We start from the raw sequence: 25,111 nt of genomic DNA on the forward strand, positions 1-25,111 counted from the left end.
TATGGATGATAAACAACGAGAACACGAAAATAAGATTGACCAATTACAGACTCAATTAAAGTTTGTGACGGAAGATCGATACAATGCAGAAGTTTCTATTCATCAATTTGAACGTAACGAAGAAGAAATATATTCTATTTTTCGTGGGATTCAACATCTATTTCATGATATTCATGAGACTTTTCAAGAGGGCGAGATGAATGTTTTTATTGCAGATGCTCATCAAGAAATTGAGTATAAGCAACATGGCTTTAACTATGAAAATGAAGAGAAATTAGAACTTCTACAGAAAGAAAAACGAGAATTATTGGATAGTGAAGATGACTTGTACTATAAAATAAGAAGCTTGAACCAGCAAGGGGTGGCTAAATGAGTATTGATTTTTTCATTGGTGAAGTGGGTATACAAAATCAATCGATTAAAAGCTACTGTAATGAAGTGATTAGTGGTATGGAGCAAGTTCGAACGGCTCTCTCTCAATTTGTTATAGAGCCATCCTTAAAGGGAGGAGCTTATGATTCCTCAAAAAGTTACTTCAATAGTGCCTATATACCAGCTACAAAAGGTTTTACTTTAGTTTGTGAAGCGATGATAAAAGCGAATGACAGATTTAGTAAGGACTATAAAAGTAATGTCGATAGCAATAGCCTGCAAGAAGATGTCTTGGTATCTTATATTTATCGATTAAATTCCTTATCTACAGCATTAGAGGAATTGCCTGCAGGAAATATTTTTTTATCCTCTGTTATTGAAAACTTACAGAATGTACGCCAAAAAACAGATGAAAAATTAGATAAGTTAAGAGAATTTAACTATACGTCAGTGCATATATTTGATGAATTAGAGAACCAGTTGCAAAATCTAGAAGCAGGCGTTATGATGCTTGTAGAGGGAAAAGCGTGGAATCAGTCAACTGGAACCTTTTCAACCATGGGTTTAAATTTAGATTGGGCGACAGATATTAATCAATCTTGGGATGCTCGAGATAAAAAGAAAAAAGGTTTTGATGATGAAAAAAATAAACAATTAGAAAAATATGATATTATTCGTTGTTATGATCCAATCACTAAGAAAACTACATGGGCATTGGAAAAAGATGGAAAAGCCGTCATTGATCCAGCGTTAACGAAGTATCTTAACAAAGTTGGGGATTCACTAAATAAATCAGATTATTCAATGATTGAAGTGACTCCAAAAGAGTGGGAAAAACGTGTCAATGATGCATGGAAAATGAATGGGACAGAGTATTTTTCTGGTAAACAATATGGCTGGTCAATGGCAGGTTTAGCTCATGTACAAGATGCAAAAGGCAAATTAGATGACAGTGGTGCATGGGATGCTTTGTGGTCGTTAGGCTTTATGTATGGGGCTGTGAAGTCTATTAATAAGATGAATCAGTCAATTGAGGCAGTAAACGACACGAAGCAAATAATAACAAATAGGTATCCAGATGAAATACAAAATGGAAAGTCATTTGATTTTGTGCTTGAAAATGGAAATATAAAAATAAGAGATGGAATAAAAGAAGTAGACTTTATAATTGATACTAATGGTAACTTGAAAGTTGGCAGAGGGCATTCATATCTAGCTAATACTGGGGATGTACAGGCGGCTGGTAAAATGAAAGTGAATCAAGTTGGGAATGTAAGAAAAATAACCAATGAATCTGGTCATTATACACCAACTTTGGAGCATGCGAAAAATTATGAACAAATTTTTAATGAGTCTGGTATTGGAACTAAGAATAGTTGGTTAGAAATTTATCAATTAGAACTAACTAATTCAGGATATGTTAATTTGAGTACACTAAAAAGGATAGAATCAGTTAATCTAAAATGATGGAGGCAATGAAAGTGAATAAAGTAACTCAGATGAATGATGAAATTTTTTCTGGAAATTTATTAATAGCAGTTAAAAAATTGAAAGAAATTAAAAAAATTTCAAGTAGCGATAATATGTTTATTATTGAGCCTATAGCCGAAAATGGAAAAATTTTAGATGGTGGAGATGAAATGATGAAGCGTTTAGTTTTGTCAAAAGAAAACATTGGTGAAAAAAAATTACTACTTGATGATGTAGTCAGTGTTTTAGGAGGACTTTTCCCAAGAGCACCTATTTGGATAAATATTTCTTTTTTAGAATTGGACGGAGATATAGCAATATTTAAGCTAGAAACTAGCTTACGATTTAGAAAACCAACATTACTAAGAAATGGTGAAACAGGGCACGCCCCATTTAAAATAATTGAGTAATTATTTATCTATTAAAAAAGTATAATAGAAGATTTGTGTAAATTAAAACCGATGCCTTAGGTGGAAAATATAAATTTATAAGATATAAAGAAAACTTGATATTAAAAGGAAGAAATTCCATTCCTATATGTATATCTATCCCAACACTAAAAGATAAAGTATGCTTAAAAGCAACATTGAAAACGTTGAAGGAGTATTTTCCAGAATGTAAAAATACGTTGTTATCACAGGAATGTATTAAAGAAATAAAAAGCAAAATAGATAGTAAAAAATATGACTATTTTATAACGCTAAATATTAGTAATTTTTATGGAGACATAAAGCACTATAAATTAATGATGATGCTAAGGGATAGAATAAAAGATGAAACATTCTTGGATTTGATTAAGCAGGCAATTATTCCCCCCATTTATCCTGATAAAAGTAAAAGTATTTCAGGAGTTCCACAAGGTTTATCAAGTTCTAACATATTAGCTCAAATTTATATGACGAAGTTTGATGGAAAGTTTAAAAATTAGTCTTGTGTTGTGTTCCTCTGATAATAAATTAGAGGTTCTTGAAGCTTTGAATTTTGAGTTAAAAAGAAATCGTTTGTTATCTTTAAATAGAAAAAAATTTATGTTTAGTCTGTTAATAAACCCGTCAACAGACAAATTAACAGAAACTAGCTTTTCTTTCTTAGGGTATAAAATTCAAAAAAGAAAAGATGGAAAAAATTTGTTTACTATCTTATCTAGGTTTATCAGCAAGATAGGGGAAATATGATTTTGAAAAATTCGTTCTGTTTATGTATAAATACTTTTTTAATTGTATTTTTAGACTGTTGAAACCATAACAAATAAATACCATGGAAAGTAACCTTTAAAAAATAGGTTATTGATTGATAATATAGTGTAACACGATTAGAAAAATGTAAAAATAAAGTATTTATGATCGAGGGGTTTTTAGTTTCAATTTTTTAATATTTAGTGCGTTTAGTTACATCACTTAAATAACAATGATTCTATTTTCAAAATGTAAAAATAAAATCATTTTTTGCTAGTACGTATCTGTTTAAAAAAAATTATGGTAAATTATAAATAACGAAATGAAAGGGGTTTCTATGATGAAGAAGACAACAATTTTTTTACTATCTTTTGTTAGCGGATTGGTTATTTTTGGAGGACAAGTAAAGGCCGCTGACACAGGTACTGAAAAACCTGGATATACATTAGATTTTTCTGATGAGTTCAATGGTACTACTTTAGATACGAGTAAATGGACGGATTATTATTTGCCACAGTGGACGGCGAATCCAGAAAATGCAAAGGCTAATTATCGATTTGAAAATGGGACATTGATTGAATATATTGATAAAAATCAAAAACCATGGTCACCAGAGTTAGATGGAACTGTGAAATCGAGTGCAATTATGTCATTCAATAAAAATTGGATACACAATTTTTCAAATAGTCCAAAAAACTTAAGTAATCAAGAAGAATGGACCGGTTATGCCACAACTTACGGATATTTTGAATTAAGAGCAAAACTTTCTAATGTTGGTGGAGGTGGTCATCAGGCTTGGTGGATGGTTGGTATGCAAAATGATACGAATGATTGGTTTAATTCTAAACAGACTGGAGAAATTGATGTAATTGAAACATTTTTCAATAAACCTGAGACTTGGAGAATTGCAGCCTATGGATGGAATGATCCATTTTTTCAAACAAATTGGGAATTATCTGAAAAAACCGTACCTTTTGGCAATCAAACAGAGGAATTCCATACGTATGGATTAGATTGGTCACCAGGTTCGCTAAAATTCTACTATGATGGAATTTTATTTAAAGAAATAAATCAAGCGCCAGATTATCCAATGGGAACGATTTTGAATATTTATACGGATGCTGGATCAGGTGTTGGGAATAACACGTATCCTAAAGAATGGGCAATTGATTATTTCAGAGTATACAAAAAAAATGAGGGGTACGAGGTCCCTAAAAAAACAATTCAAAGTAGAGAAACTAATGAATATATTAGCTTAGATAGTAGTACAGATAAAGTGACGTTGGCAGCGACAAGTGGGGAAAATGAACAATGGCAATTAATTCCTAAAGGGGAATATTTCTTAATCAAGAATGTGAAAACTGGGGAGTTGTTGCATAATGAATCTCAAAAAGGCTATGTTGAACATGGAATAGTTCCTGAAACTTATTATAGCGCTCAGTGGAAACAGCAGACTGTTGAGAACGGGAAGATTCGATTAGTTAACCGATGGAAACCAGATCAAGTGATTCACACAGAAAATAAATTAGGGTATTTAGAACTTGGACAAATCCACGAAGGTGCATGGAGAAGTCAATGGACGCTTAATTAGCTAAAAATTTAGTAGAATCTCAAAAAAGTTAGACTTAAAAATCTAGCTTTTTTGAGGTTTTTTAGCGTATCTAAATAACGCGAGAAATATACATAATTGAATACATCAAAATCAGAATAATACTCAAAGGTAGACCAATCATGGTATTATTTATAAAAAGCCTGTTAAGGATAGGGTGCAGAAGGGCTTTATTCTTGAATAGCTACAAGATTTGGCTGAGGGAGTTCGAGTTCAGCTGAATTGGGAAGAAATAAGTTTGTCAGTATAAGCAAGAGAGTAAGAAAAACGTAGTGAGCTATTAGCGATAAGAGGACATTTGTGAAAATTGTTCCTCTTATTGCTAAAGAAGCTCCTTCTTCTTGCGGCTCTTACAAGTTTAGCAGGCGAAGCGAAATTAAAACAAGTTGTACTTTACATTCAATGAAACTAACTATTAGAAGGTGGAGTATTTTTAGGCTCTTTTTTTGTATAGCGACTGATTAAATATTCCATTAGATTTAGACTGTTGCCATAAAAGTAATTGAGATTGAAATTTTCCTGATCCATATTAGAAGTGCCGTTATCTATAATAAACGAAATATCTCCTTCTCTGGAATAGGAGCTATTTGGAGTTGCGGTGAAAGTAATGACTTTTCCCCCGTAATTTTTACATTCTATAATTTTAGTTAAGCCGTGTTTATTTTCCCCTGATTGTGAAAAAGTGAAAAGTGTATGAGGGGTTTCATCTGCAATTAAACTGATTTCGACTCCATCTAAATTAACCGCATATATTTTTTTTAAAAGCAATTTTCGATAAGTGTAATTTACTAAAAACTGACAAAAACCTTCGCCAAATAGATAAACTTTCCTCTCTGCCAAAGCTTCAATCAAATACTGATCAATGACATCCCACTCTTTAGTGCAAGTTACAAAAGGAAGATTAGGTAGATGCTCTTCAGGGACATTGAGAAATTGATTGGATAGGAAAAAGATCAGTTCTTTAAAGTTATTAAAACCACCTCGTTTGGCCAAACGGCTGATAGATGCAGGGGAAGTAAAATTTATTTGAGCGATGTGTCGAATATCTAAGCTTTCTTTATTGAGAATGGCATCTACTATTTTTTCAATCATCTTTTTATCATCTTCTCTAAACACATTTTTTGGAATTAAACGATCTAAATAATAAATTTTTGTCATTTTATCACGCACCTCCTGAAAATATTTTCAAAATAAGAAAACGCCACCAAAAGCATCTATAAGCATTGTTTGATAATTTTTACTATACTATACTACGTTTATAGAGAAATTTAAAGCGATTTTTTGAAATTATTTTCATTATGAAAAATGATAGAAGAGGTGTGTGTATGAAAAAGGTAATTATTAATGCAGATGATTTTGGTTACTCATCCGCAGTAAATGGTGGCATTATTCAAGCTTTTAAAAAGGGCATCTTATCATCAACGACATTAATGGCCAATATGCCTGGTTGTGATGAAGCAATTGAATTAGCAAAAAAAAATCCTACATTGGGAGTTGGGGGGCATTTAGTTTTAACTTGTGGAAAAGCACTAACAAGTTCAAATTCATTAGTTGATTCAGAAGGGAAGTTTTTTAAATTAAATGAATATAAAAAATATCGCTCTGAAATGAAAGATGAAGAAATTTTTAATGAGTGGAGTTGCCAAATTGAGTATTTAATTAACAATGGTGTCGAGCTGACGCATTTGGATAGTCATCATCATGTGCATACATTTTCCGAAAATTTGGAGATTACTAAAAGAATTGCTGAAAAATATCATTTGGCTTTTCGGAATGCATTTGACTTAGAAAATCAAATAAGTTTACCGTATCAAAAAGGAATAAAGGGCTTTGATGACTTGATGAATGAAGCGGCTATTCGGGATATGAGCAGTAGCTATCATGAGAAAAAAGATCAATGTTTGGATGAAATTAAGGTTATTTTAGAACGGATAGAGGAACAAGAAATTACGGAGTTGATGGTTCATCCAGCTTTTGTTGATGAGATGTTGTATTTTAATTCGTCATTTAATTTAGCAAGAATGAGGGAAGTTGAGATATTATCTGATCCAGAGGTAGAAAAACTTTTTAAGAGTTATGAAATTGAAATTGTTTGTTATCGAGATGTGGCAATTAGTTGAAAATAAAATAATTTGGAGGGTTAATGATGAAAAATATTATCAGAAAGATAAAATTTAATTTGTCTAAGCTTGGAGAAGCTATGTTAGTTCCGATTGTAGCGATGCCTGTAGCTGGTTTGTTAAGTCGCTTTGGGCAGCCGGATTTACTCGATCTTCAAGTGTTACGAATGTCTGCGGATGTTGTATTTAGCAATTTGGACTTATTGTTTGCGGTAGGAATGATTCTGGCATTTACAAAAACAAAAGACAAATCAATTCCTGTCTTAGCAGCGGTATTATCTATTATGGTTTTTAAAAATGCACTGACTTATTTTAATGAAGATTTGTCAATGGGAGTATTTGCGGGGATAGCCACTGGTGGTTTAGTTTCTTATTTATACGAGAAAAGCCGATTATGGAAAACGCCCAATGCCTTTAATCTTTTTACTGGAGAAAAATTCATTCTAACATTAGGTCCGATTGCAATGATTCCTTATGCATTCTTCTGGAGCTTGGTCTGGGCACCAATTGAAAATGGGTTAGATGGATTTGCTCTTTGGATGGGAGCCGCTGGTATTCTTGGGGTTGCGTTATTTGGATTTTTAAATCGTTTGTTAATTCCAACGGGCTTGCATCATGTTTTGAATGCGTATATTTTTTATCAATTAGGTAGTTATGTATCAGCAGATGGAACGAAGGTTACAGGTGAGGTTGCTAGATTTTTAGCAGGAGATCCAACAGCTGGAACCTTTATGAGTATGTTTTTCGTCATCATGGTTTTTGGTCTTCCAGGTGCATGTTTGGGAATGTATCAAGCAGCAAAACCAGAACAAAAAAAATCAGCAAAAGGGCTGCTTTCGTCTGGTGGGATTACTTCATTTTTCTCAGGAACAACTGAACCAGTTGAGTTTACGTTTATGTTTTCAGGACCGCAGTTGTATTTATTGCACTCATTTTTAACAGGTTTAGCAGGAGCCATTCTATATTTAACAGGAACAAAGTTAGGTTTTGCTTTTGGATTTAATATCTTTGATTTAGTCTTGAATTGGCAAATGGGAACCAATGTCATTTTCATTCCGTTATTAGGAATTGCGTACTTCTTTATTTATTGGTTTAGTTTTAAATTCATTATTTTGAAATTCGACTTGAAAACGCCAGGTCGTCAAGATTTTGTCGAATCAATGGAAGCAGATGATATTACAACAATTGAAAAGGGTCATTCTTTGAAAAATAAAGATTACGATTATTTATCTAAGAAAATTCTACAAAATGTTGGTGGAGCGACTAATGTAGTCTCTGCAAGCAATTGCGCTACACGTTTAAGATTGGTAGTGAAAGACAGCGATCTAGTTGATTCTGAAAAAATTAAACAACTAAATGTTTTAGGTGTAGTTAAATTATCGAAAGAAAATGTTCAAGTTATTATTGGACCAGAAGTGAGGCACGTTGCTGAGTCGTTTAATGCGTATTTAGACTTAGAAAATTAAGCTGGAAAGAAGGAATTACGGTGGGAAACAAGTTTGTAATGATTGGTGGCGGTTCAACGCAGTCACCCGGAATTTTAGAAGTTTTACGCAAAAGAGCGTCAGAATTAAATTTGACGGAGTTAGTACTTTATGATATTGATGGTGAGCGCGTTTCTTTATTAGGGAAATATACAGAAATGTATTATGAAGAAACCGGTTCGAGTGTCAAGGTGAGCTATACAACAGATATCGATGAAGCTCTTCAAGGAGCCGACTTCTTGTTTATGCAGATTCGTCCAGGTTTAAATAAACAACGTGGAATTGATGAAAAAATTTGCATCCGAAATGGGTTAGTTGGGCAAGAAACTTGTGGATTAGGTGGATTTTCATTTGCGATGAGAGTGATTCCGGCTGTTCTAGAAATTATTAAAAAGGTGAAAGAAATTTGTCCAAACGCTTGGATTTTAAATTACACCAATCCAGAAGCAGTCTTATCTGAAGCGATTTATCGTGAATTTCCAGAGGCGAAAGTTCTGTGTATTTGTGACATGCCGATTTCAATTGAGGGAGCAATTGCTGACTATTTCAACAAAGATTTGCGTGATTTAACGTTTAAATACTTTGGGATGAATCATTTTGGTTGGTGGACGAATGTGATTGATGAACAGGGTCATGATTTGTTGCCGCAGCTAAGAGAAGATGTAGTTTCTGGGAAGATAGATACGCTGCTACAATCTAACGAAGAGACGAAGGAAGATCAATATTGGATTGACACGTATCGTCAGATGATTCGTTTATTCAAACGTTTTCCAGAGTATTTTCCAAATTGCTATTTGCAATATTATTTAACGCCAGATGAAATGTTGGCTCATGATGATCCTAATTTTACTCGTGGAGATTATGTCATGCAAGGAAGAGAGAAACGGATTTATGATGAGTGTCGTCGCGTCATTCAAGCAGGCACCGCAAAAGATTCTTCTTTACATGCAGGCGTTCATGGCAATTATATTGTAGATATTGCCTATGCGATTATTCACAACACTAGAGAACGTTTTACAGTAAATATGAAAAATAATGGTGCTATTTCAAACTTTGATTCTGAAGCGGTGATTGAAGTTCCGGCTTATGTTGGAAGTATGGGAGCTGAAACAATTAACGTTGGAACGATTCCGACCTTCCAAAAAGGATTGATGGAGATGCAAAAAGCATATGAAAAAATGACAGTCGACGCTGCTTTGACAGGTTCTTATCAGACTGCACTAGAAGCGGTGATGCTAAATAAAACGGTGCCTAACTATTCAATAGGCAAAAAAGTATTAGATGAATTGTATGAGGCGAATAAAGAGTATTGGCCACTATTAAAATAGAACCAACAGGAAAGATTGAATGAAAATGGCTATAAAAAAGTAGTTGAGAAAAATTAATTTCTCAGCTACTTTTTTAGTTATCATGAAACTGGTTAAAATAATGGCTTGATTGTTTTTATGATTGACTTGTGAAGAAAATAAGGACATGATTTTCTTGATAAGAACAAATTATTCAGAAGTTGTCTGTTCTTGATTGAACTCATTATTTTTTTCAAAATCTTCTACAAATTGAGTCAAGGTAACAGTAATCACTTTATCTAGTGAAATAGCGACATTTCCAATCGAATGTGGAATTGAATTCATCGCTACATAGTCATCAGAGAGAGTGAGTAAAAGTGTTTGAACATCACCAAAATTTTTCTCAGGATAAAGAATGCCAACTTCACCAGCTTCATTGGTTAATACGGTAAGTGAGAGTGGTGCTTTCAGTGTCCAACCATAAGGCAATTGAATTGTTTTCATTGTTAATTCCCCTTTTTAGATTATTATACTTGTATTAAGAGATAATGGCTAAGAAATTTTTAAGGATTCTCTGTATTCTTCAGCATCGGCAAGTAATGTAAACTCAACAGTTTTATTATGATTTTTTTCAACTTCTTTTTGTATATTTGCAAGTGAGATTTTGAAGAATTCTTTTCTATTGTTAACTTTATTCACTTTGGATTTATCAAAGGCTCTATGAAGTGCATTTTCTAAAGCAGGAGCATCTTCGCTGAATATCATCGCATGGATATCAAATTTAAATGGGACAGATGCGCTGCCTAATTCATTTACGCGTTCTTCTGGGACTAATCGACGAGTCACACCAATTTTATAAAAATCTTCTCCAAATGAACCAATATTCGAGATAATATATACATATCCAGCACGAGTATTTTGCTCTCTATCAAACACATTTTTCTTATCTAATTCTAGTAAAGATAATTTTGATTCTAATTCATTAATTTTCTGGAGATAGTTTGCAAATTCGGTAGTCGTGCTATCTAATTTATTTTTTTCTTGATTTAATCGAGTTAGTTCAGTTATAAAATGTTTTTCTTCTTTCTCGATTTTTTTCTTTTCAAGTTCAATTTCTCTTAAAACTTTTTTCTCTTCTCTAATTTGATCAGCCAAATCTTTTTGTTCTTCTTTTTCCTTTTGTTTTTTCAATTCGTACTCATAGGAAAGTTTTAATTCTTCATTTTTTAAAGATAAATACTCTGTTTTAATTGAAATTTTATTTCGTTGGTTTGCTTTGTTGATTTGATTAAAGCTGTTAAGCATTCGTTTTTCAATTGTTTCAAGGTTGTTAAATTTGACTTTATAAATAGCTGCATCACATTCGGAATTGAAAGCCCGAAGTGCTAATTTGATATTATCATTATTCATAGCGGCACCTTTAGCTTTACTTCCATCTAAAGTCCAACTGTCAGAAAAATTACAGGCATTTTTATTTTTGATAAGTGTTTTTTGTAAATCTCGGATGTAATTTAGTCTATCCATATATTCTTTTGAATTTGAATAGTTATATTTAGGTTGGTAAAATCCAAATGTTTGGAATAATACTTCATCATCAGTGATGATTAGTTTATTTTGTAATAAATTCAATTCATTTTTCTTTCTTAAAATTAATGATTCTACCTTTTCGAGCCTAGAATCCGCATCAATCTCTTTTTTTATTTGCTCATTTCTCATATATGTTTCTGCATAATCTGCATCATTCATACTTTTCTCATGTTTTATTTTAATAATTAGTAGCACAATAGCAGCGATAATTGGGATGACAAAGAGCCAAAGTGTTGATAATACCATTAAAAACCAAGTGGACAGATACCATTTTTCTTTCATTATTTCAGTTTCAACTCCTATTTTATAGTAATTTTTTAATATAATTACTGCATAGTACTACTCATTCTGGAAGGTATGAGTAGAGTTTCTAAATAGTTTATATTAACATTTTTTATTAATATGATTTTACAATTATATAAAACATATTAATCAACTCTATCAAATTATCTTTAGATAGTCAATTGAATTTCTTTGTATTGTTTTATGCTAGTAAAGAATTTTTCAAAAATAAAAAAGCAAGAATTAATTGCTAACTCTTGCTCTCCATTTTAATCACTAATTCCCTCACTATCGCCTCAAATAATTTTGCTTGATGGGGCTGTTGGAGTTCATAGAGCATCTCAATTCCACGTTGCGCTTTTTTTTCGCCGGCATCTCTATGATGCTCTATAATTAATAGCAAGCCAGAATAATAAAGATAGACGATTTTAAAGAAAATTTCGGTATATTCACTAGCTAAGTCATTCAATCTTTCCAGAACTTCTCTAGCTAGCTTACTTTCTTTTGCTAGAATTAATTCATGAATGACGTTTGTTAACAAACCACAAATAGCCAATTTGCCACGATCGTAATGTTTATATTTATCCAATAGCGGTAAAATTAATTGAAAATAATCAGCCTTTTCTTCATAGTTGATAAAATCTATGGTGTTGGCAAAAAGGAGAATCTCATGTAATGTCCAAGATTGTAGCGAGGATAAGTAGCTGGTAATAAAGGTCTGATCACTAACGCGGATACTGTTTTTTGTATAATTACCAGTTTGATTAAACTCTTCTAATTGCAAGAAGCGAGATCGAATTTCTGACAGTCGTAACTTAGAATAGATGTCTTCTTTCCCAGAAAAGGTGTGCATTAATTTTTGGAGACTCTCACTGTCATTTTTATTGCCAGCAGTGGAGTAAGCTAGTAAAAATTGTTCGATTTCAGATGGTTGATAGCCTCGATAAATAAAGAGGAATTCATCCAGTGAGATCATTAAGCGTTGGACTATTTGCTCCATCAAACGCAAGGAAATATCATGATTGCCTTTCTCGAAATCAATGGCATAAGATTTTGAGATAATCTCATGATACACGTCTTTTTGCTTTAAACCTTTATTTAAGCGAATATCTCGGATAACTTCGCCGTATGTTTTCATCACTATTCCCCCGGTCCTATATATCAGACTATTTATGTTATGAATTTGAAAAGTAAGTATAGTATACCTATAGTTTATCAGAAAAGATATTGTAAGCTTTGTATCATCCTGATAGAGAGAACTTTAGGAAAGAAGGAAGCAGGAATGAATGAGTTAATCACAAATCGCAAAATAAACCCTATCAATGGGTTCCTTGGATTCGTAATATTAGGGGGTGGCTTTTATCTAGCGACAAATTATAGTTCTACATTAACAAGTGTCTTTGCTCCATTTAGCTTAATGATTGCTGGGATATTGGCTTTCTTGCTTGTTTTTGGACCATCCGGAATCAAAGTGTTATTTAGCAGGCCGAATGATCCAAAAGGGAATAATCGAAATTTTGTTACTTATTTTTTTCTGGCATTAATAATGGGGTTTGCTTCAGGGGCAATAATGAAATTTTTATTTGGCTTCAATTTAACTGCCAATCCGGCAACTGAAAGATTTTTAGCTATTGCTCCAAAAATTCCCTTTATGTTACTAGGTGAAGAGTTGATTAGTTTTTATATTTTAATTGTTTGTGCACAGTTTATCTATCAAAAAACAGCTAATCAGAAAAAAGCCGAGCTAGTTGGAATCGTTATTAGTAGCATTGTTTTTGGTTTGCTGCATTATACAACTTACGATAATGGCACGATTTTTGAAACCTTGGCACATATTCTTTTGATTCAAGGAAGCGCTAGAGTTGCTTTTAATTTAAGTGGATTAAGAGCTAATTCGATTATCTTGCCTTTGCTGATCCATATTGTATATGATTTATTGTTTTTAAGTATCGGTTCATTTTAAAAGTAAATCAAATAGGACTTGACCTAAAGTTAACTTTAGATGATATGATTAGAGTATCATCTAACATAAAATCTATCGTAAGGGAGTTTTAAACATGGAATATGTAAAGCTAGGAAATACAGGAATGGATGTTTCACGGATTTGCTTAGGCGGAATGAGTTTTGGTGATCCGGATAAATGGTTGCATAAATGGGTTTTAAATGAAGAAAATAGCCGAGTGATTATCAAACGTGCTTTGGATTTAGGAATTAATTTTTTTGATACAGCCAATGTTTATTCTCTTGGAGAAAGCGAAACGATTTTAGGGCGAGCATTAAAGGATTACGCCGATCGTGATCAGATTGTTTTAGCGACAAAAGTTCAGGGGCAGATGTTTGAAGGTCCTAATGGATCTGGATTGTCGCGTAAATCAATTATGAGCGAGATTGATAAAAGTTTAAAACGGTTAGATACAGATTATGTAGATTTATATATTGCACATCGTTGGGATTACAATACACCGATTGAAGAAACGATGGAGGCGCTTCATGATGTAGTGAAATCAGGAAAAGCCCGTTATATTGGTGCTTCTGCCATGTATGCTTGGCAGTTTCAAAAAGCGTTGCATGTAGCTGAAAAGAATGGCTGGACAAAATTTATTTCTATGCAGAATCATTTGAATTTAATTTATCGTGAAGAAGAACGTGAGATGTTGCCTCTTTGTCGGGAAGAAAAGATTGCGGTTACTCCTTACAGTCCGCTAGCATCAGGGCGTTTGACTCGCGATTGGTCAGAAACAACAAAGCGTTCAGAAACAGATAATATCGCACGGTCAAAATATGATGCTACGGCGGATATAGATAAGTTAATTGTTGAACGGGTTGCTGAGCTAGCTGCTAAAAAGGATGTATCGCGAGCAGATATTGCGTTGGCATGGTTGTTGCAAAAAGACCAAGTAGTTGCGCCAGTCATCGGTGCGACGAAAGTAACGCAGCTTGAAAATACACTTGGAGCCTTATCTGTAAGTTTAACGGAAGAGGATGTTCATTACTTGGAAGAACTCTATAGTCCACATCGTATTGTTGGCTTTAGCTAAATGTAAGGACAGGCCATTAAATCAAGGGAGAATCTCTTGGTTTAGTGGTTTTTTCGATAAAATAAAAGAGTGCTACTTGACTTAGAGTAAGCTTTAAGTGTTACGCTACAAGAAGATAGAAACAAAGTTAGGAAGAGGGGATCGTATGAATATTAGTGGAGCTAGTGATGCAACTAATGTTTCCGCAGATACTATTCGCTATTATGAACGAATTGGCTTAATTCCACCAGTTAAACGGAAACTTAATGGAATTCGGGATTTTACTGATGAGGATGTTCGTTGGATTATCTTTAGTCGGTAAATGCGGAATGCAGGTTTATCCATTGAGTCCTTAATCGACTATTTAGCTCTTTTTCGTGTGGGGGATCAAACCGTTCCGGCACGAGTTGAGCTATTAAAAGAACGGTATGACGAGCTAGCGGAACGAATTCAGCTTATGCAAAGTGCGTTAGATCGATTAACATATAAAATCGAGAATTACGATACTCATATGCTAGCCGCTGAGAAAAATTTAAAAAAGTTTGAATAAATACAATTTGTACGAAAAGGTGGCGATTATCGATGAGAATCAATGAAGTAAGTCAACAGTGTGGCATTAGTATTCCAACGTTAAGATATTATGAAAAAATTGGATTGATTGACGAAGTTCAACGAGAAAATGGTATCCGGAATTACCAAGCAGCTGATTTGGAGCGGATTGAGTTTATTCTATGTATGAAAGCTTCGGGAATGTCTTTGGAGGATTTGTGTGTTTATTTTGACTTGTATCGACAAGGCGATGATACATTAGAGGAACGGGAGCATTTATTAAGTCAACATAAGCAGCATACCTTTGAAAAATTACAAAAAATTCAGCAATCTTTGGATTATATTGAGTTTAAAATTGATTTTACTAGAGAAAAAATTCAACAAAGGGATGCTGAAAAAATTCTTTAATGAAAAGATTATTTCTCTTGACTTAAAGTTCACTTTAAGGTGTAAAGTGGTTATATTAATGAATAAGGGAGCGATTTAGAATGACAGATTTAAGCAATAGCACTATTTTTCCAAAAGGAACTAAAGTTGCAACTAATTTTATTGGTGATGCCTATTTAGAAATGTTAGTTCAAGGGGATGAACTTTTTGATGTCCCTGTTGGCAATGTAACCTTTGCACCTGGAGCACGTAATAATTGGCATGTGCATGAAAAATATCAAATTTTATTGGTTACGGGCGGAACTGGATATTATCAAGAAGAAGGCAAACCTGCTCAAGTTTTACGTGAAGGAGATGTTGTTCAGATTCCTGCGGGAGTTAAACATTGGCATGGTGCAACAGCATCAGAGTGGTTTGTCCATTTAGCGATGACTAAAGGAGCAACGACTTGGCTAGAAGAAGTGAGTGACCAGCAGTACCACAGCATATAAAAAAAATCCAGTGAAGGCCATTTTGACTGCGGCTTTTACTGGATTTTTTATAGTAAACAAGATACTTTTATAGGTTTTTAAAGCCTAGCTCAGCTAATCTTTCACTATTTTCTATTCGTTCTGCTTCAGTATTAAATAAAGTTAGACCAATGACAGATGAACTAGTTTCTGTACTGTATGCCTCTGGATTCCAAATACTCAAGGGAATAAATGTCTGGGAGTCAACTAACTTATGAAGCTCTTCTAGCATTTTTGGATAGTCATGCTGAAAAGCAAAAGAGCTTAACTGAGCATTGTCTTTTGAATAAGTTTGAGAGATAAAAGGCATTAAAAGTAATGGAGCAGTCGATGCATTTAATCTAAAATTAAGATCAATAAAGTAGAATTGGTCGTTAGAAATAATCACATCAAAACCAGCAATTCCGTGAAAACCTTGTTCAAAGGCTTTTTTCATAATACTAATTCCTTCAGTTACAATAGCAGAATTCACTTCAACAACAGTTCCCAGAATATTGCCTTTATGAATTCCTTGTAAAATCAGTTGTGCCGTTGTGCCTAAATAGCTGATTTCACCAGAAGGACTACAGGCGAACTGAACACAAAAATTTTCTTCTGGATGAATGTACGTTTCAATGATAACTTGAGGAGACTTATCAAAAAATAAGATAGCTTCTGCCAAATCAACGGCATTCATGCAAATATAAACGCCGTATCCTCCTGCTGTTGGTGTACCATCTCCATTTTTTATCACAATTGGTTTTGTAAAAGATAGCTCTTTTAAAGAGTCATAAGTGATGATTTCCCTAGGAGGAATATGTTGCAAGCTAACTAATTTTTCTAGAGTAGTTTTGTCAGATAAATCCAGAATAATCTCAGGAGAAACATGATAGGTTGAATAGTTTAATCTGCTTTTTTTATGAGGATATTGCATGATTAATGTTTGATTTGATTCAGCGCAAGTAGAGAGCAATTCATGGTACTCCTCTGGATTCTTGTAGCGATAGATTTCTTTAGGAATTGAGAGACCAGCATATTTTAATAGCTCAAGCGCATCATTTTGATTCACATTTTCACTACATATGATGGATTGATTCCCCATGATGGCAAATTCTCTACCGGTTATCATGTCGAAAATTTGTGGATTTTTTGGAAGAAATCCATAGTCATCAAAAGATACTCTTGGATTAAAGATATCTTCAGTATCAAAAATGCTGTTCATTAAGAGTGGATAGTTGTCCATATAATTCCTCCTTCATTTTATAGTAAATTTGATTTTAAAGTATTTAGTTTTAACGCATAGAGTAGAACAAAGACAGATAGTGTTAAGGCAATTAAGGAGATGGAAAAGTAGCTGTCAAAAAGATCAAGTAATTTGCTACTAAGATAGACACCAAGTAAGCCACTAAATTGGTGAATCAATATATTTAAAGCCAATAATTTACCTGTTGCTGCGGTTGTATGTTCTACAATCAAGATGACGGCTAGCATAACTACTCCAGAATAGGTGAAGCCGAATAGTAGAACAAATAAGGTAAATTGAAGCATAGGTGCAAGAGGAAGTAGTAGAATAGGGAAGTTAATGGCGCGTCCTAAAAATAACCATTTTAAAATAGTAACCTTTCGCTGATATCGATCAGAGGTAACACCAACTAGCAACCCACCTAGGATAACGCCAATGCCAAATAAAGACATCAACGTACCTGTATGATTTGTAGTCAACTGGTTTTTAATCATCATAGAAACTAACTGAGTATCAATAATCCCCATTGAAAAACCACAAACAAACACAGCACTAAAAACATATTTAATGAGTGGCGTATGAAAAGCAGAGTGAATTGCCATTGTCCATGTACTAGGAATAACCGGGATGGAAGCACTCTTTTTAGAATCTGGATTTTTCAAGGTGAGGATTGTAAGAGGTAAGAGAATAATTAAAAAAATGGCTAGATTTTTATAGGTTGTCTGCCAGGGTTGATTTTTAGCTAACTGAGACCAGACAGGTGCTAAGATCGCCAAACCTATGGAGTTACAATTATTTAGGAGAGCTAAAGCGAGCCCTTTATTTTTTTGAACCAATGAGAGATATAATATTGAGTGGGGACACCCCAAGACATTCCGTAGCCTAACCCACCAATTAGACCATAGATAAGGACAAAGGATTCAGCGGATACGAGTTGAAATAAAATGACGGAAGCTGTTAAAATAACACGGATTCCCATAAAGAACACAGTACGTAGACGAATACGATCAATTAACTAACCTGAAACCACTCCGCCAATTCCAGAAGCGACCATAAATAGTCCTGAAGCGATAGACGTTACGTTACTATTGAAGTCCTTAGCTAAATAAGGCAGAAAGAACTTGAATGAATTTCTTAAAGAATTGATGCTAATGCCATAAATACAAATAATTGCTAAAGTTATCCAAGGGAAATAAGTTGTCTTTTTGTTGAGTTTTATCGTTAGAATTCCTCCTTTAGATTATATAATGATTTCATTATGATTAAAATAAGATGTGAAAAAGAATTGTGTATGTAAATATATCAAATAGCCAGAATGATTACAATACTTTTTGAGAAAAAATTTGGAATAGTAACGACTGCTGAAAAATAACAAGAAATCGAGTAAAAAGCAGCCACCTTAGAAATAATCTGAAGTGGCTGCTTTTGATTGCTGTTTATTCATAAATTTCTTTCGCAAGATTGAACGCAGACCAAGCTTTAGGCCAACCGGCATAGAAAGCAAGGTGAGTAATTATTTCGGCAATTTCTTCTTTAGTAACGCCATTCTTCTTAGCTTTTTCCAAATGAGGACGCAATTGTTCAAAATTCCCACCAGAGATTAGACTACTAACGGTAATTAAGCTTCGATCACGAGCTGAAAGCTGATCTTCACGAGACCAAACTTCTCCAAATAAAATAGCATCATTTAATTCTGCGAATTTTGGTGCAAACTCTCCCAGTTGTTCTTGACCTGCTGTTTGTTTTTCAAATGCCATTATGTTTTCATCCTTTCAAATCAAAGTTTCGTTCTTAAGAAGAGTATAATCCCTAAAGTGGACTTTAAGTCAAATGAAATCAATTGCTTTAATTCTAAAATAAGTAATGCTTGACTTAAAGTGAACTTTAAGTGGTAAGTTAACTTTATCTAATAAAGGAGGAATAAATATGTCAATTAATTCAGGCAAGGTTGTAATAGTAATGGGGGCATCAAGTGGGATCGGAGAGGCAACTGTTCGCCGTTTGGCTAAAGAAAAAAATAAACTAGTTATCGCTGCTCGACGTGAAAGTCATTTAAAAGCAATTAAGGAGTCATTACCTCATGCGGAACTTGTCTATCAAGTAGCGGATGTTTCAAAGTATGATGAAGTTCAAAAAGTGATAGAACTTGCATTAACAACATTTGGTAAGATTGATGTTCTGTATAATAACGCAGGCATTATGCCAACAGCACCTTTAGCAGCAGGGCATCGTGAAGAATGGCAACAAATGTTGGATATTAATATTACCGGCGTTCTAAATGGAATTGCAGCAGTGTTGCCGATTATGGTGAAGCAAAAATCCGGTCATATTATTGCTACTGATTCAGTAGCGGGGCATGTCGTTTATCCGGATTCAGCTGTTTATTGTGGAACTAAATTTGCCGTACGAGCAATTATGGAAGGCCTACGTCAAGAACAACATCAAAACAATATTAAATCAACAATTATTTCACCTGGAGCAGTAGATACCGATTTGTATCAAACGATTAGTGATGCGGCAACAAGAGATGCTGTTATGAAAAATCAACAAACGGCAGGGTTTGGTTTAACCTCAGAACAAGTAGCTGATGCGGTAGCCTACGTCATTGCTACGCCTGATAATGTTTCCGTTAGCGATATGATTATTCGACCTACGAAACAACCCATTTAATTTCTGTTAGTTAGCGAATTTTGTTGTTTTCCTATAATTAGAGTTATAATATTAAGTAAAGATTAGATACCTAAGGAGGCAACTAGAATGACGTACTCAATTGGCGAATTTTCAAAATTAGTTGGTGTAAAGGAACATACTCTGCGTTTTTATGAAAAAGAAGGCTTAATTCAAGTATCAAGGAACAAAAATAACATCCGAATGTATAATGATTTAGATGTAGGATGGATTGAATTCCTATTGCATATGAAGGGAACCGGAATGTCTCTGGCTGATTTAAAAAAATATACAATCTTACGAGCAATCGGTGATTCTACGATCTACGAAAGAATGATGTTGCTAAAAAATCAGAAAAAAGAAGTAGAGAGCGAGTTGGAAAAATTCTTATTTAATTTAGAAGTTTTGACTAAGAAGATTGAATTTTACGAAGATCGTTTAGAGGGGAAAGAATACAGCTTTCGTTTACCAACGAAAAAGTAAAACGTGTCTGAAAGCTACGCTAGCAAATAGGTTCATAATGATGATGGAATTTGTCGTTATAAATACTTACTTATGCATCACATAGGCTAATTTTATTTTCAGGTTTCCACAATGCTTATTGAAAAATTCGGATGTCACTGTTGTTTTCAGATAGACTCTAGTAAAATAAGCATTCGTATATTTCTAAATGTAAGAAAATCGTTGGTCACTCGAGAGATTCAAGTAGGATACTTGTGGTCCCTCTTGAAACAGTCGTTAGTTGTATTCCTCTAGCCATTTTACGATTAAAACTAGCATCAAATGATTTAGCTCTAGCTAGATTGTTTGATGTTTTTTAGATAGGTTTTTCAATATTGTTCAGTAAATTATTTCTAGTGATGAATTAGACTTAATTTTAGATGGTTATATATTTGACAAATGTAGTTTTGTAGAGTAGTTTTACTTTAGACATAAGCTAGTTTTATTTTGTGAAAAAATTATTAAAGTGAGGTTTATTATGATTCAAATAATCTATTTTTCTTGCTCAGGAAATACTCGAGCTTTTGTTAAAAGTTTGATCGAACATAGTCAGTTGCAACATCGTTTTAGTGAAAATAATCCAGTGATTGAAGCGAAAGAAATCACAGACCAAACCGAATTTTTTAAGGAAGAACAATCATTTATTGCATTCGTGCCAACGTATTTAGATGGTGGCAATGGAATTGACAATGGGACGACTGAGATTGTAACAAATACATTAGGTGAATATATAGCATATGAAGATAATTTTGAGTTGTGCCTTGGTGTGGTAGGAAGTGGCAATAAGAATTTTAATTGGCAATACTGTCTAACCGCTAAACAATATGCGGAAAAATTTGGTATTCCTTTCTTAGCAGATTATGAACTTAGAGGAACATCTAAGGACACTGAGCGTATTTATCAAGTTTTAAAGGAGTTAAAAGAAAATGGTTAATAGAAATATGTGTTTGACGGAGCAAAATTTTCAGCTTTTTGACCGAGAAGTGAAACAATTTTTTAAATTAAAACAAATGTATCCGTTAGAAGAAATTGAAGCAATTAAGCGTGATTATAAAACAACTTGGGATTTGTGGAAAGCAATTAACTTATCCGCGTATGAAGAGCTTCAGACAAAGATTGATTTAATGAAACCGAAAGTTGAAAGTTGGACAAATGGTTGGCAAGTTAGAGGGCATTATTGGGTATCTTATCGTAGCATAGATAGACAGTCAGATGCAACATGCATAGGAATTTTATTGAATCGCAAAAATCTTAGAATTAATTTATTATGGCAAAAATATAAAGAAAAGCAGTCAGAAGTTTCTGCTAGTGACTATAATGAAAAATTAAATCGTATTCCTGAGTGGGCTAAAACAGTGAATCCAGAGGAGTATTTTATTTGGACAAGTCGGCAAGAAGAACTAGATGATTATATTAGTTTAGCGACCTATCTAGAGAGTCCGATTGAACAAGCACGAATTGAAACGGAGTTAGCGGAGGGGGAAACGTTCAAAGTTGGACGAGTTATTCCAAAGCAAGTTCTTATTTCAGAAGTTAACCAATTAATTGCACAAAGTGTTGTAGAGTTATATCCACTTTATGAAGCTTAAAGCTAAGACAAGTAACCTGATAGAAAGGTTACTTGTTTTTTTGTATACCGTAATTAAATGGGTTAAGTTATTTACAAACAAAGGTGTTTCAGGTATAATTGAGTAAATTTTCTGAAAAATTAAATTATGGTTAATTTTCAGAGAGAACATACTTATTTTTAGGATGGAAAGTTAGATGAGAGGGATGGATGACAGATGAAAAAGATTTTTGCTGAAGCCAATGAATACAATTTAAAAGATTTTTTTATTGAAGAGGGTTTGTCGGTAAGTAGTTTTAGAATGGGAACAATTTCTGTTTTACCAGGTGAACGCGTTCCAAAAGAAGGTGTTTCAGTTCATGAAGAAAATGAATATAGTTACATTATTTCTGGTGGTATGACTGGTGAAAGTGGCGGAGAAGCCTTTGAAATTAGTGGAGGAATGGGAACCTTGATTCCTGCTGGAGAAGAGCATTGGTGTATCAATGAAAGCGATGTTCCATGTGAGATTTGTTGGGTATTGATTAAGTAAGAAGACATAGGGGGAGTTAGATGAAAGTTAAAGGGTTTTTGGGGGTATTGGCTTTAGGAGTAGTAGCTGTGACGTTAGCGAGTTGTGGTGCTAGTACAGATAAGCAAAGTAAGGATGATAGTAAGGTTGGAAGCAAAACACTTAATTTAATGGTTGCCTCAGAAGTGACAACGTTAGATTCACTAAACATGTTAGATTTTCCTGATGCAGTAGTACAAACAGCAATTTTTGAAGGCTTGTATGCACTGGATTCAGACGAAAAAGTAACGCCAGGGGTAGCGAAAGAGTTGCCAGAAATTTCTGAAGATGGAAAAACCTATACGATAAAATTAAGAGAAGATGCAGTGTGGTCGAATGGAACAAAGGTAACGGCGAATGATTTTGTTTATGCTTGGAAAAAATTAGCGGATCCAGCAGAAGGTTTGGTTTATAGCTTTTTGATTCAGCAGACTATTTTGAATGGCGCAGAAGTTGTCACTGGTGAAAAACCTGTTGATGAATTAGGTGTAAAAGCTATAGATGATTATACACTTGAAGTTCAATTAAGTGAGCCAAAACCTTTCTTTACATCTGTTTTAACGTTCCCAGTTTTCTTCCCACAAAATCAAGAATTTGTGGAAAAACAAGGTGATAGTTACGGTGCTTCTAGTGATAAGGTGATCTACAATGGTCCTTTTACAATTAAAGAGTGGAAACAAGGACAACTTGGTTGGGATTTGAAAAAGAATGAAACTTATCACGATAAGAAGAATGTTAAATCGGATACGATTCACTACGAAGTAATTAAAGAAAGTTCAACAGCTTTGAATTTATATGATAATGATGAGTTAGATGTAGCTACGTTAACGGGTGTTTTAGCTTCGGAAAATACAACACATCCAGACTTTATATCTAAACCAACGGCAATAATCAACTATGTACGATTAAATCAAAAACGTGATGGACAAGCAACACCATTAGCGAATGAAAATGTTCGGAAAGCTTTGGCTTTAGGTCTGGATAAAAAAACAATGGCTGAAAAAGTAATTGCAGATGGTTCTAATGGGTTAGATGGTATGATTCCATCAGGATTTGTAGGGAATCCAGAAACGAATGAAGATTTCCGCAAACAAGCGGGCGATGTGATGAGCTTTGATAAAAAAGCAGCTCTTAGTTACTGGGAAAAAGCTAAAAAAGAATTAGGTAAATCAACGATTGAAGTTGAATTAATGGTGACAGATGATGGCGTCTATAAAAAAATGGGAGAATATCTACAAGGAAATTGGGAAGAAAACTTGCCTGGTTTGAAAATTAGTATTCGTTCGATGCCAACAGAAGCAGCCTTAAATTTTGCTAGAGAAAGTAATTACGATATGTTCTTAATTTATTGGGCACCAGATTATCAAGATCCAATTTCAACGTTAAATGTTTTTAAAACAACGAATGCAATGAGCTATAGCAATCCAAAGTATGATGAATTGTTAGAAAAAGCTTCGACAACCTATGCATTGGATTTGGAAAAGCGCTGGGAGACATTGATTGAAGCTGAGAAATTCTTATTAGAAGATACAGCGGGTACGGTAGCAGTTAGTCAACGAAATGATGCAATTTTACAAAAAGATACAGTTGAAGGAATTGATTATCATTCTTATGGCGCGCCAATCGTTTTAAAAGGTGCTTATAAAAAATAAAAAAAGAGGAGACTGATTTTTTACCAGCCTTGATACAGATAAAAAGCTTGAGACAAAACTTTTTTAAGTTTTATCTCAAGCTTTTTTTATGCATGTTTGCATTTGCATTTTTTCGTTGGATGATGATGATTGTGGTGTTTACGATACTCGGCTTTTTTTAATGCTGAATCTGCTGCATACCAAGCAAGAGCTCCACTAATAATGGTTGCTCCACCTAAAATGGATGCTGCACCAAATCCAATGAATCCATTTCTAATTGCTCGTTTCATTTTTTCATCCCCTATCTAATTCATTCCTATAAGCCAATCCTAGCATATTCAATGAACAGATAGCAACTAATAATCCATTCGTGGTTTAGGGAAATCCCTTAAGCCGTTTTGGCGAAGGCGGAAATCAAAGAGAAAGCCTTATATAATCAGAAGAATACTGACATTTTTTTATGAAATAGATTGACAAAATGGCTGAAATACGATAAATTTAACAGTGTAGTGAGAATGATTATCATTGTCAAATGAAAGAAACTTTATTTTTAAATAAATATGTGAAATGATAATCAAACGAAAGTTTTTTAATTGTAGGGATTTAAATCATAAAATTAGAAAAGAGGCGAAAAAATGGTGACTGAAAAAATGATAGGTGGTTTGCCATTGGCTTTTTTTGAAATAGATCGGCAGGCAGTTATCCTTAAAATTAAAGGTGTTGGAGAAATCAAACAACGCTTGGCTTCAATTGGAATTGCTGAAAATGAAGAGATTATCATTGTAGCTAAAAATGCTCAAAGCTGTATTGTTAAAGTCAAGGAATCCAAAGTTGCTCTTGATTTTAAAATGACAAATAAAATTATTGTAAAGGAAAAAACTGAATGGACAAATTAACCTTAAAAGAAGTCGCAATTGGTGAAACGGTGCTTGTTCAAAAAGTTCTCGGACAAGGGCCTACAAAAAGAAGATTAATGGATATGGGAATTACTCGTGGTGCTAGTATTTTTGTTCGCAAAGTTGCTCCATTAGGAGATCCAATTGAAGTAACCATTCGTGGTTATGAATTATCCTTACGAAAAGAAGATGCTGAATTAATTAGTGTTCAACAAAAAAAGGAGGAGTAA

Annotated in this window: 28 protein-coding genes and 1 pseudogene; 21 read left to right on the forward strand and 8 right to left on the reverse strand. The window is 33.8% G+C overall.

The window, feature by feature from the left end; all coding sequences use genetic code 11:
• The first annotated feature begins 1 nt into the window (after position 1).
• The 5 genes from BR43_RS15435 to BR43_RS15460 all read left to right on the forward strand — a co-directional run bounded on the left by BR43_RS15435 (position 2) and on the right by BR43_RS15460 (position 4,608).
• A complete protein-coding gene (locus BR43_RS15435; RefSeq protein WP_034563554.1) occupies positions 2-373 on the forward strand; it encodes a DUF3958 family protein in 372 nt (123 codons plus the stop codon).
• Positions 370-1,839 carry an LXG domain-containing protein gene (locus BR43_RS15440; RefSeq protein WP_034563556.1) on the forward strand — a complete coding sequence of 490 codons (1,470 nt, stop codon included), beginning with the start codon at positions 370-372 and terminating at the stop codon, positions 1,837-1,839. The genes BR43_RS15435 and BR43_RS15440 overlap by 4 nt, the downstream gene beginning before the upstream one ends.
• Before the next feature lie 14 nt (positions 1,840-1,853).
• Positions 1,854-2,252: a hypothetical protein gene (locus BR43_RS15445; RefSeq protein WP_034563557.1), complete on the forward strand. Its 399-nt coding sequence runs from the start codon at positions 1,854-1,856 to the stop codon at positions 2,250-2,252.
• A gap of 95 nt (positions 2,253-2,347) precedes the next feature.
• On the forward strand, positions 2,348-2,770 hold the full coding sequence (locus BR43_RS15450; RefSeq protein WP_051933993.1) for a reverse transcriptase domain-containing protein: 423 nt from the start codon (positions 2,348-2,350) through the stop codon (positions 2,768-2,770).
• A gap of 587 nt (positions 2,771-3,357) precedes the next feature.
• Entirely contained in the window at positions 3,358-4,608 is a 1,251-nt protein-coding gene (locus BR43_RS15460) for a glycoside hydrolase family 16 protein (protein WP_157464070.1), read from the forward strand.
• A 426-nt stretch (positions 4,609-5,034) separates the two neighbouring features.
• On the opposite strand, the gene BR43_RS15465 is transcribed toward BR43_RS15460, so the two are convergent.
• Entirely contained in the window at positions 5,035-5,784 is a 750-nt protein-coding gene (locus tag BR43_RS15465) for a MurR/RpiR family transcriptional regulator (RefSeq protein ID WP_034563567.1), read from the reverse strand.
• Between the two features lie 167 nt (positions 5,785-5,951).
• Between BR43_RS15465 and BR43_RS15470 the strand changes: the two genes are divergently transcribed.
• Genes BR43_RS15470 through BR43_RS15480 form a run of 3 tightly spaced genes read left to right on the forward strand, consistent with a single transcriptional unit; the run spans position 5,952 to position 9,558 of the window.
• The gene (locus BR43_RS15470; protein ID WP_034563568.1) at positions 5,952-6,746 is read left to right on the forward strand and encodes a carbohydrate deacetylase; all 795 of its coding nucleotides are present in this window, start codon (positions 5,952-5,954) and stop codon (positions 6,744-6,746) included.
• A gap of 26 nt (positions 6,747-6,772) precedes the next feature.
• Positions 6,773-8,212 carry a PTS transporter subunit EIIC gene (locus tag BR43_RS15475; RefSeq protein WP_211252933.1) on the forward strand — a complete coding sequence of 480 codons (1,440 nt, stop codon included), beginning with the start codon at positions 6,773-6,775 and terminating at the stop codon, positions 8,210-8,212.
• 20 nt (positions 8,213-8,232) lie between these two features.
• On the forward strand, positions 8,233-9,558 hold the full coding sequence (locus tag BR43_RS15480; protein ID WP_034563570.1) for a family 4 glycosyl hydrolase: 1,326 nt from the start codon (positions 8,233-8,235) through the stop codon (positions 9,556-9,558).
• A 168-nt stretch (positions 9,559-9,726) separates the two neighbouring features.
• On the opposite strand, the gene BR43_RS15485 is transcribed toward BR43_RS15480, so the two are convergent.
• The 3 genes from BR43_RS15485 to BR43_RS15495 all read right to left on the reverse strand — a co-directional run bounded on the left by BR43_RS15485 (position 9,727) and on the right by BR43_RS15495 (position 12,523).
• Positions 9,727-10,020: a hypothetical protein gene (locus BR43_RS15485; RefSeq protein WP_034563573.1), complete on the reverse strand. Its 294-nt coding sequence runs from the start codon at positions 10,018-10,020 to the stop codon at positions 9,727-9,729.
• Between the two features lie 48 nt (positions 10,021-10,068).
• The gene (locus BR43_RS15490; RefSeq protein WP_034563575.1) at positions 10,069-11,385 is read right to left on the reverse strand and encodes an SNIPE associated domain-containing protein; all 1,317 of its coding nucleotides are present in this window, start codon (positions 11,383-11,385) and stop codon (positions 10,069-10,071) included.
• 250 nt (positions 11,386-11,635) lie between these two features.
• The gene (locus BR43_RS15495; RefSeq protein WP_051933994.1) at positions 11,636-12,523 is read right to left on the reverse strand and encodes a helix-turn-helix domain-containing protein; all 888 of its coding nucleotides are present in this window, start codon (positions 12,521-12,523) and stop codon (positions 11,636-11,638) included.
• Positions 12,524-12,667: 144 nt separating this feature from the next.
• Between BR43_RS15495 and BR43_RS15500 the strand changes: the two genes are divergently transcribed.
• The 5 genes and pseudogenes from BR43_RS15500 to BR43_RS15520 all read left to right on the forward strand — a co-directional run bounded on the left by BR43_RS15500 (position 12,668) and on the right by BR43_RS15520 (position 15,829).
• Entirely contained in the window at positions 12,668-13,348 is a 681-nt protein-coding gene (locus BR43_RS15500) for a CPBP family glutamic-type intramembrane protease (RefSeq protein WP_034563578.1), read from the forward strand.
• 94 nt (positions 13,349-13,442) lie between these two features.
• On the forward strand, positions 13,443-14,423 hold the full coding sequence (locus tag BR43_RS15505; protein WP_034563581.1) for an aldo/keto reductase: 981 nt from the start codon (positions 13,443-13,445) through the stop codon (positions 14,421-14,423).
• Positions 14,424-14,568: 145 nt separating this feature from the next.
• Positions 14,569-14,952 (forward strand): annotated as a pseudogene (locus BR43_RS15510) (MerR family transcriptional regulator).
• A 32-nt stretch (positions 14,953-14,984) separates the two neighbouring features.
• Positions 14,985-15,359 carry a MerR family transcriptional regulator gene (locus tag BR43_RS15515; protein ID WP_034563584.1) on the forward strand — a complete coding sequence of 125 codons (375 nt, stop codon included), beginning with the start codon at positions 14,985-14,987 and terminating at the stop codon, positions 15,357-15,359.
• Between the two features lie 80 nt (positions 15,360-15,439).
• On the forward strand, positions 15,440-15,829 hold the full coding sequence (locus BR43_RS15520) for a cupin domain-containing protein (RefSeq protein ID WP_034563587.1): 390 nt from the start codon (positions 15,440-15,442) through the stop codon (positions 15,827-15,829).
• Between the two features lie 67 nt (positions 15,830-15,896).
• Here BR43_RS15520 and BR43_RS15525 read toward each other — a convergent pair whose 3' ends face one another.
• The 3 genes from BR43_RS15525 to BR43_RS15535 form a co-directional block, all read right to left on the reverse strand.
• Complete coding sequence (locus BR43_RS15525; RefSeq protein WP_034563589.1) at positions 15,897-17,069, reverse strand: ATP-grasp domain-containing protein; 1,173 nt, start codon at positions 17,067-17,069, stop codon at positions 15,897-15,899.
• A gap of 17 nt (positions 17,070-17,086) precedes the next feature.
• Complete coding sequence (locus BR43_RS15530) at positions 17,087-17,845, reverse strand: MFS transporter (protein ID WP_157464072.1); 759 nt, start codon at positions 17,843-17,845, stop codon at positions 17,087-17,089.
• 660 nt (positions 17,846-18,505) lie between these two features.
• Positions 18,506-18,826 (reverse strand): carboxymuconolactone decarboxylase family protein, encoded by a 321-nt coding sequence (locus BR43_RS15535; RefSeq protein ID WP_034563593.1) that lies wholly within the window; start codon positions 18,824-18,826, stop codon positions 18,506-18,508.
• Positions 18,827-18,995: 169 nt separating this feature from the next.
• Between BR43_RS15535 and BR43_RS15540 the strand changes: the two genes are divergently transcribed.
• The 6 genes from BR43_RS15540 (at position 18,996) to BR43_RS15565 (ending at position 24,006) form a co-directional block, all read left to right on the forward strand.
• Entirely contained in the window at positions 18,996-19,739 is a 744-nt protein-coding gene (locus BR43_RS15540) for an SDR family oxidoreductase (RefSeq protein WP_034563595.1), read from the forward strand.
• A gap of 87 nt (positions 19,740-19,826) precedes the next feature.
• Positions 19,827-20,219: a MerR family transcriptional regulator gene (locus tag BR43_RS15545; protein WP_034563598.1), complete on the forward strand. Its 393-nt coding sequence runs from the start codon at positions 19,827-19,829 to the stop codon at positions 20,217-20,219.
• Between the two features lie 499 nt (positions 20,220-20,718).
• Positions 20,719-21,171, forward strand: a complete 453-nt coding sequence (gene nrdI / locus BR43_RS15550) for a class Ib ribonucleoside-diphosphate reductase assembly flavoprotein NrdI (protein WP_211252961.1) — start codon at positions 20,719-20,721, stop codon at positions 21,169-21,171.
• A complete protein-coding gene (locus BR43_RS15555; RefSeq protein ID WP_034563602.1) occupies positions 21,164-21,826 on the forward strand; it encodes an HI_0552 family protein in 663 nt (220 codons plus the stop codon). Before nrdI ends, BR43_RS15555 begins: the two co-directional genes overlap by 8 nt.
• A 195-nt stretch (positions 21,827-22,021) precedes the next feature.
• Positions 22,022-22,336 (forward strand): cupin domain-containing protein, encoded by a 315-nt coding sequence (locus BR43_RS15560; RefSeq protein ID WP_034563603.1) that lies wholly within the window; start codon positions 22,022-22,024, stop codon positions 22,334-22,336.
• A 20-nt stretch (positions 22,337-22,356) separates the two neighbouring features.
• A complete protein-coding gene (locus BR43_RS15565; RefSeq protein ID WP_034563605.1) occupies positions 22,357-24,006 on the forward strand; it encodes a peptide ABC transporter substrate-binding protein in 1,650 nt (549 codons plus the stop codon).
• A gap of 86 nt (positions 24,007-24,092) precedes the next feature.
• Here BR43_RS15565 and BR43_RS15570 read toward each other — a convergent pair whose 3' ends face one another.
• Positions 24,093-24,275, reverse strand: a complete 183-nt coding sequence (locus BR43_RS15570; protein ID WP_034563607.1) for a hypothetical protein — start codon at positions 24,273-24,275, stop codon at positions 24,093-24,095.
• A gap of 345 nt (positions 24,276-24,620) precedes the next feature.
• Between BR43_RS15570 and BR43_RS15575 the strand changes: the two genes are divergently transcribed.
• Together BR43_RS15575 and BR43_RS15580 are read left to right on the forward strand one after the other, a co-directional pair.
• Positions 24,621-24,881, forward strand: coding sequence for a FeoA family protein (locus BR43_RS15575; RefSeq protein ID WP_051933995.1), 261 nt, complete (start codon positions 24,621-24,623; stop codon positions 24,879-24,881).
• Entirely contained in the window at positions 24,869-25,111 is a 243-nt protein-coding gene (locus BR43_RS15580) for a FeoA family protein (RefSeq protein ID WP_034563610.1), read from the forward strand. Before BR43_RS15575 ends, BR43_RS15580 begins: the two co-directional genes overlap by 13 nt.

This window comes from Carnobacterium gallinarum DSM 4847, assembly GCF_000744375.1.
GTDB lineage: Bacteria > Bacillota > Bacilli > Lactobacillales > Carnobacteriaceae > Carnobacterium > Carnobacterium gallinarum.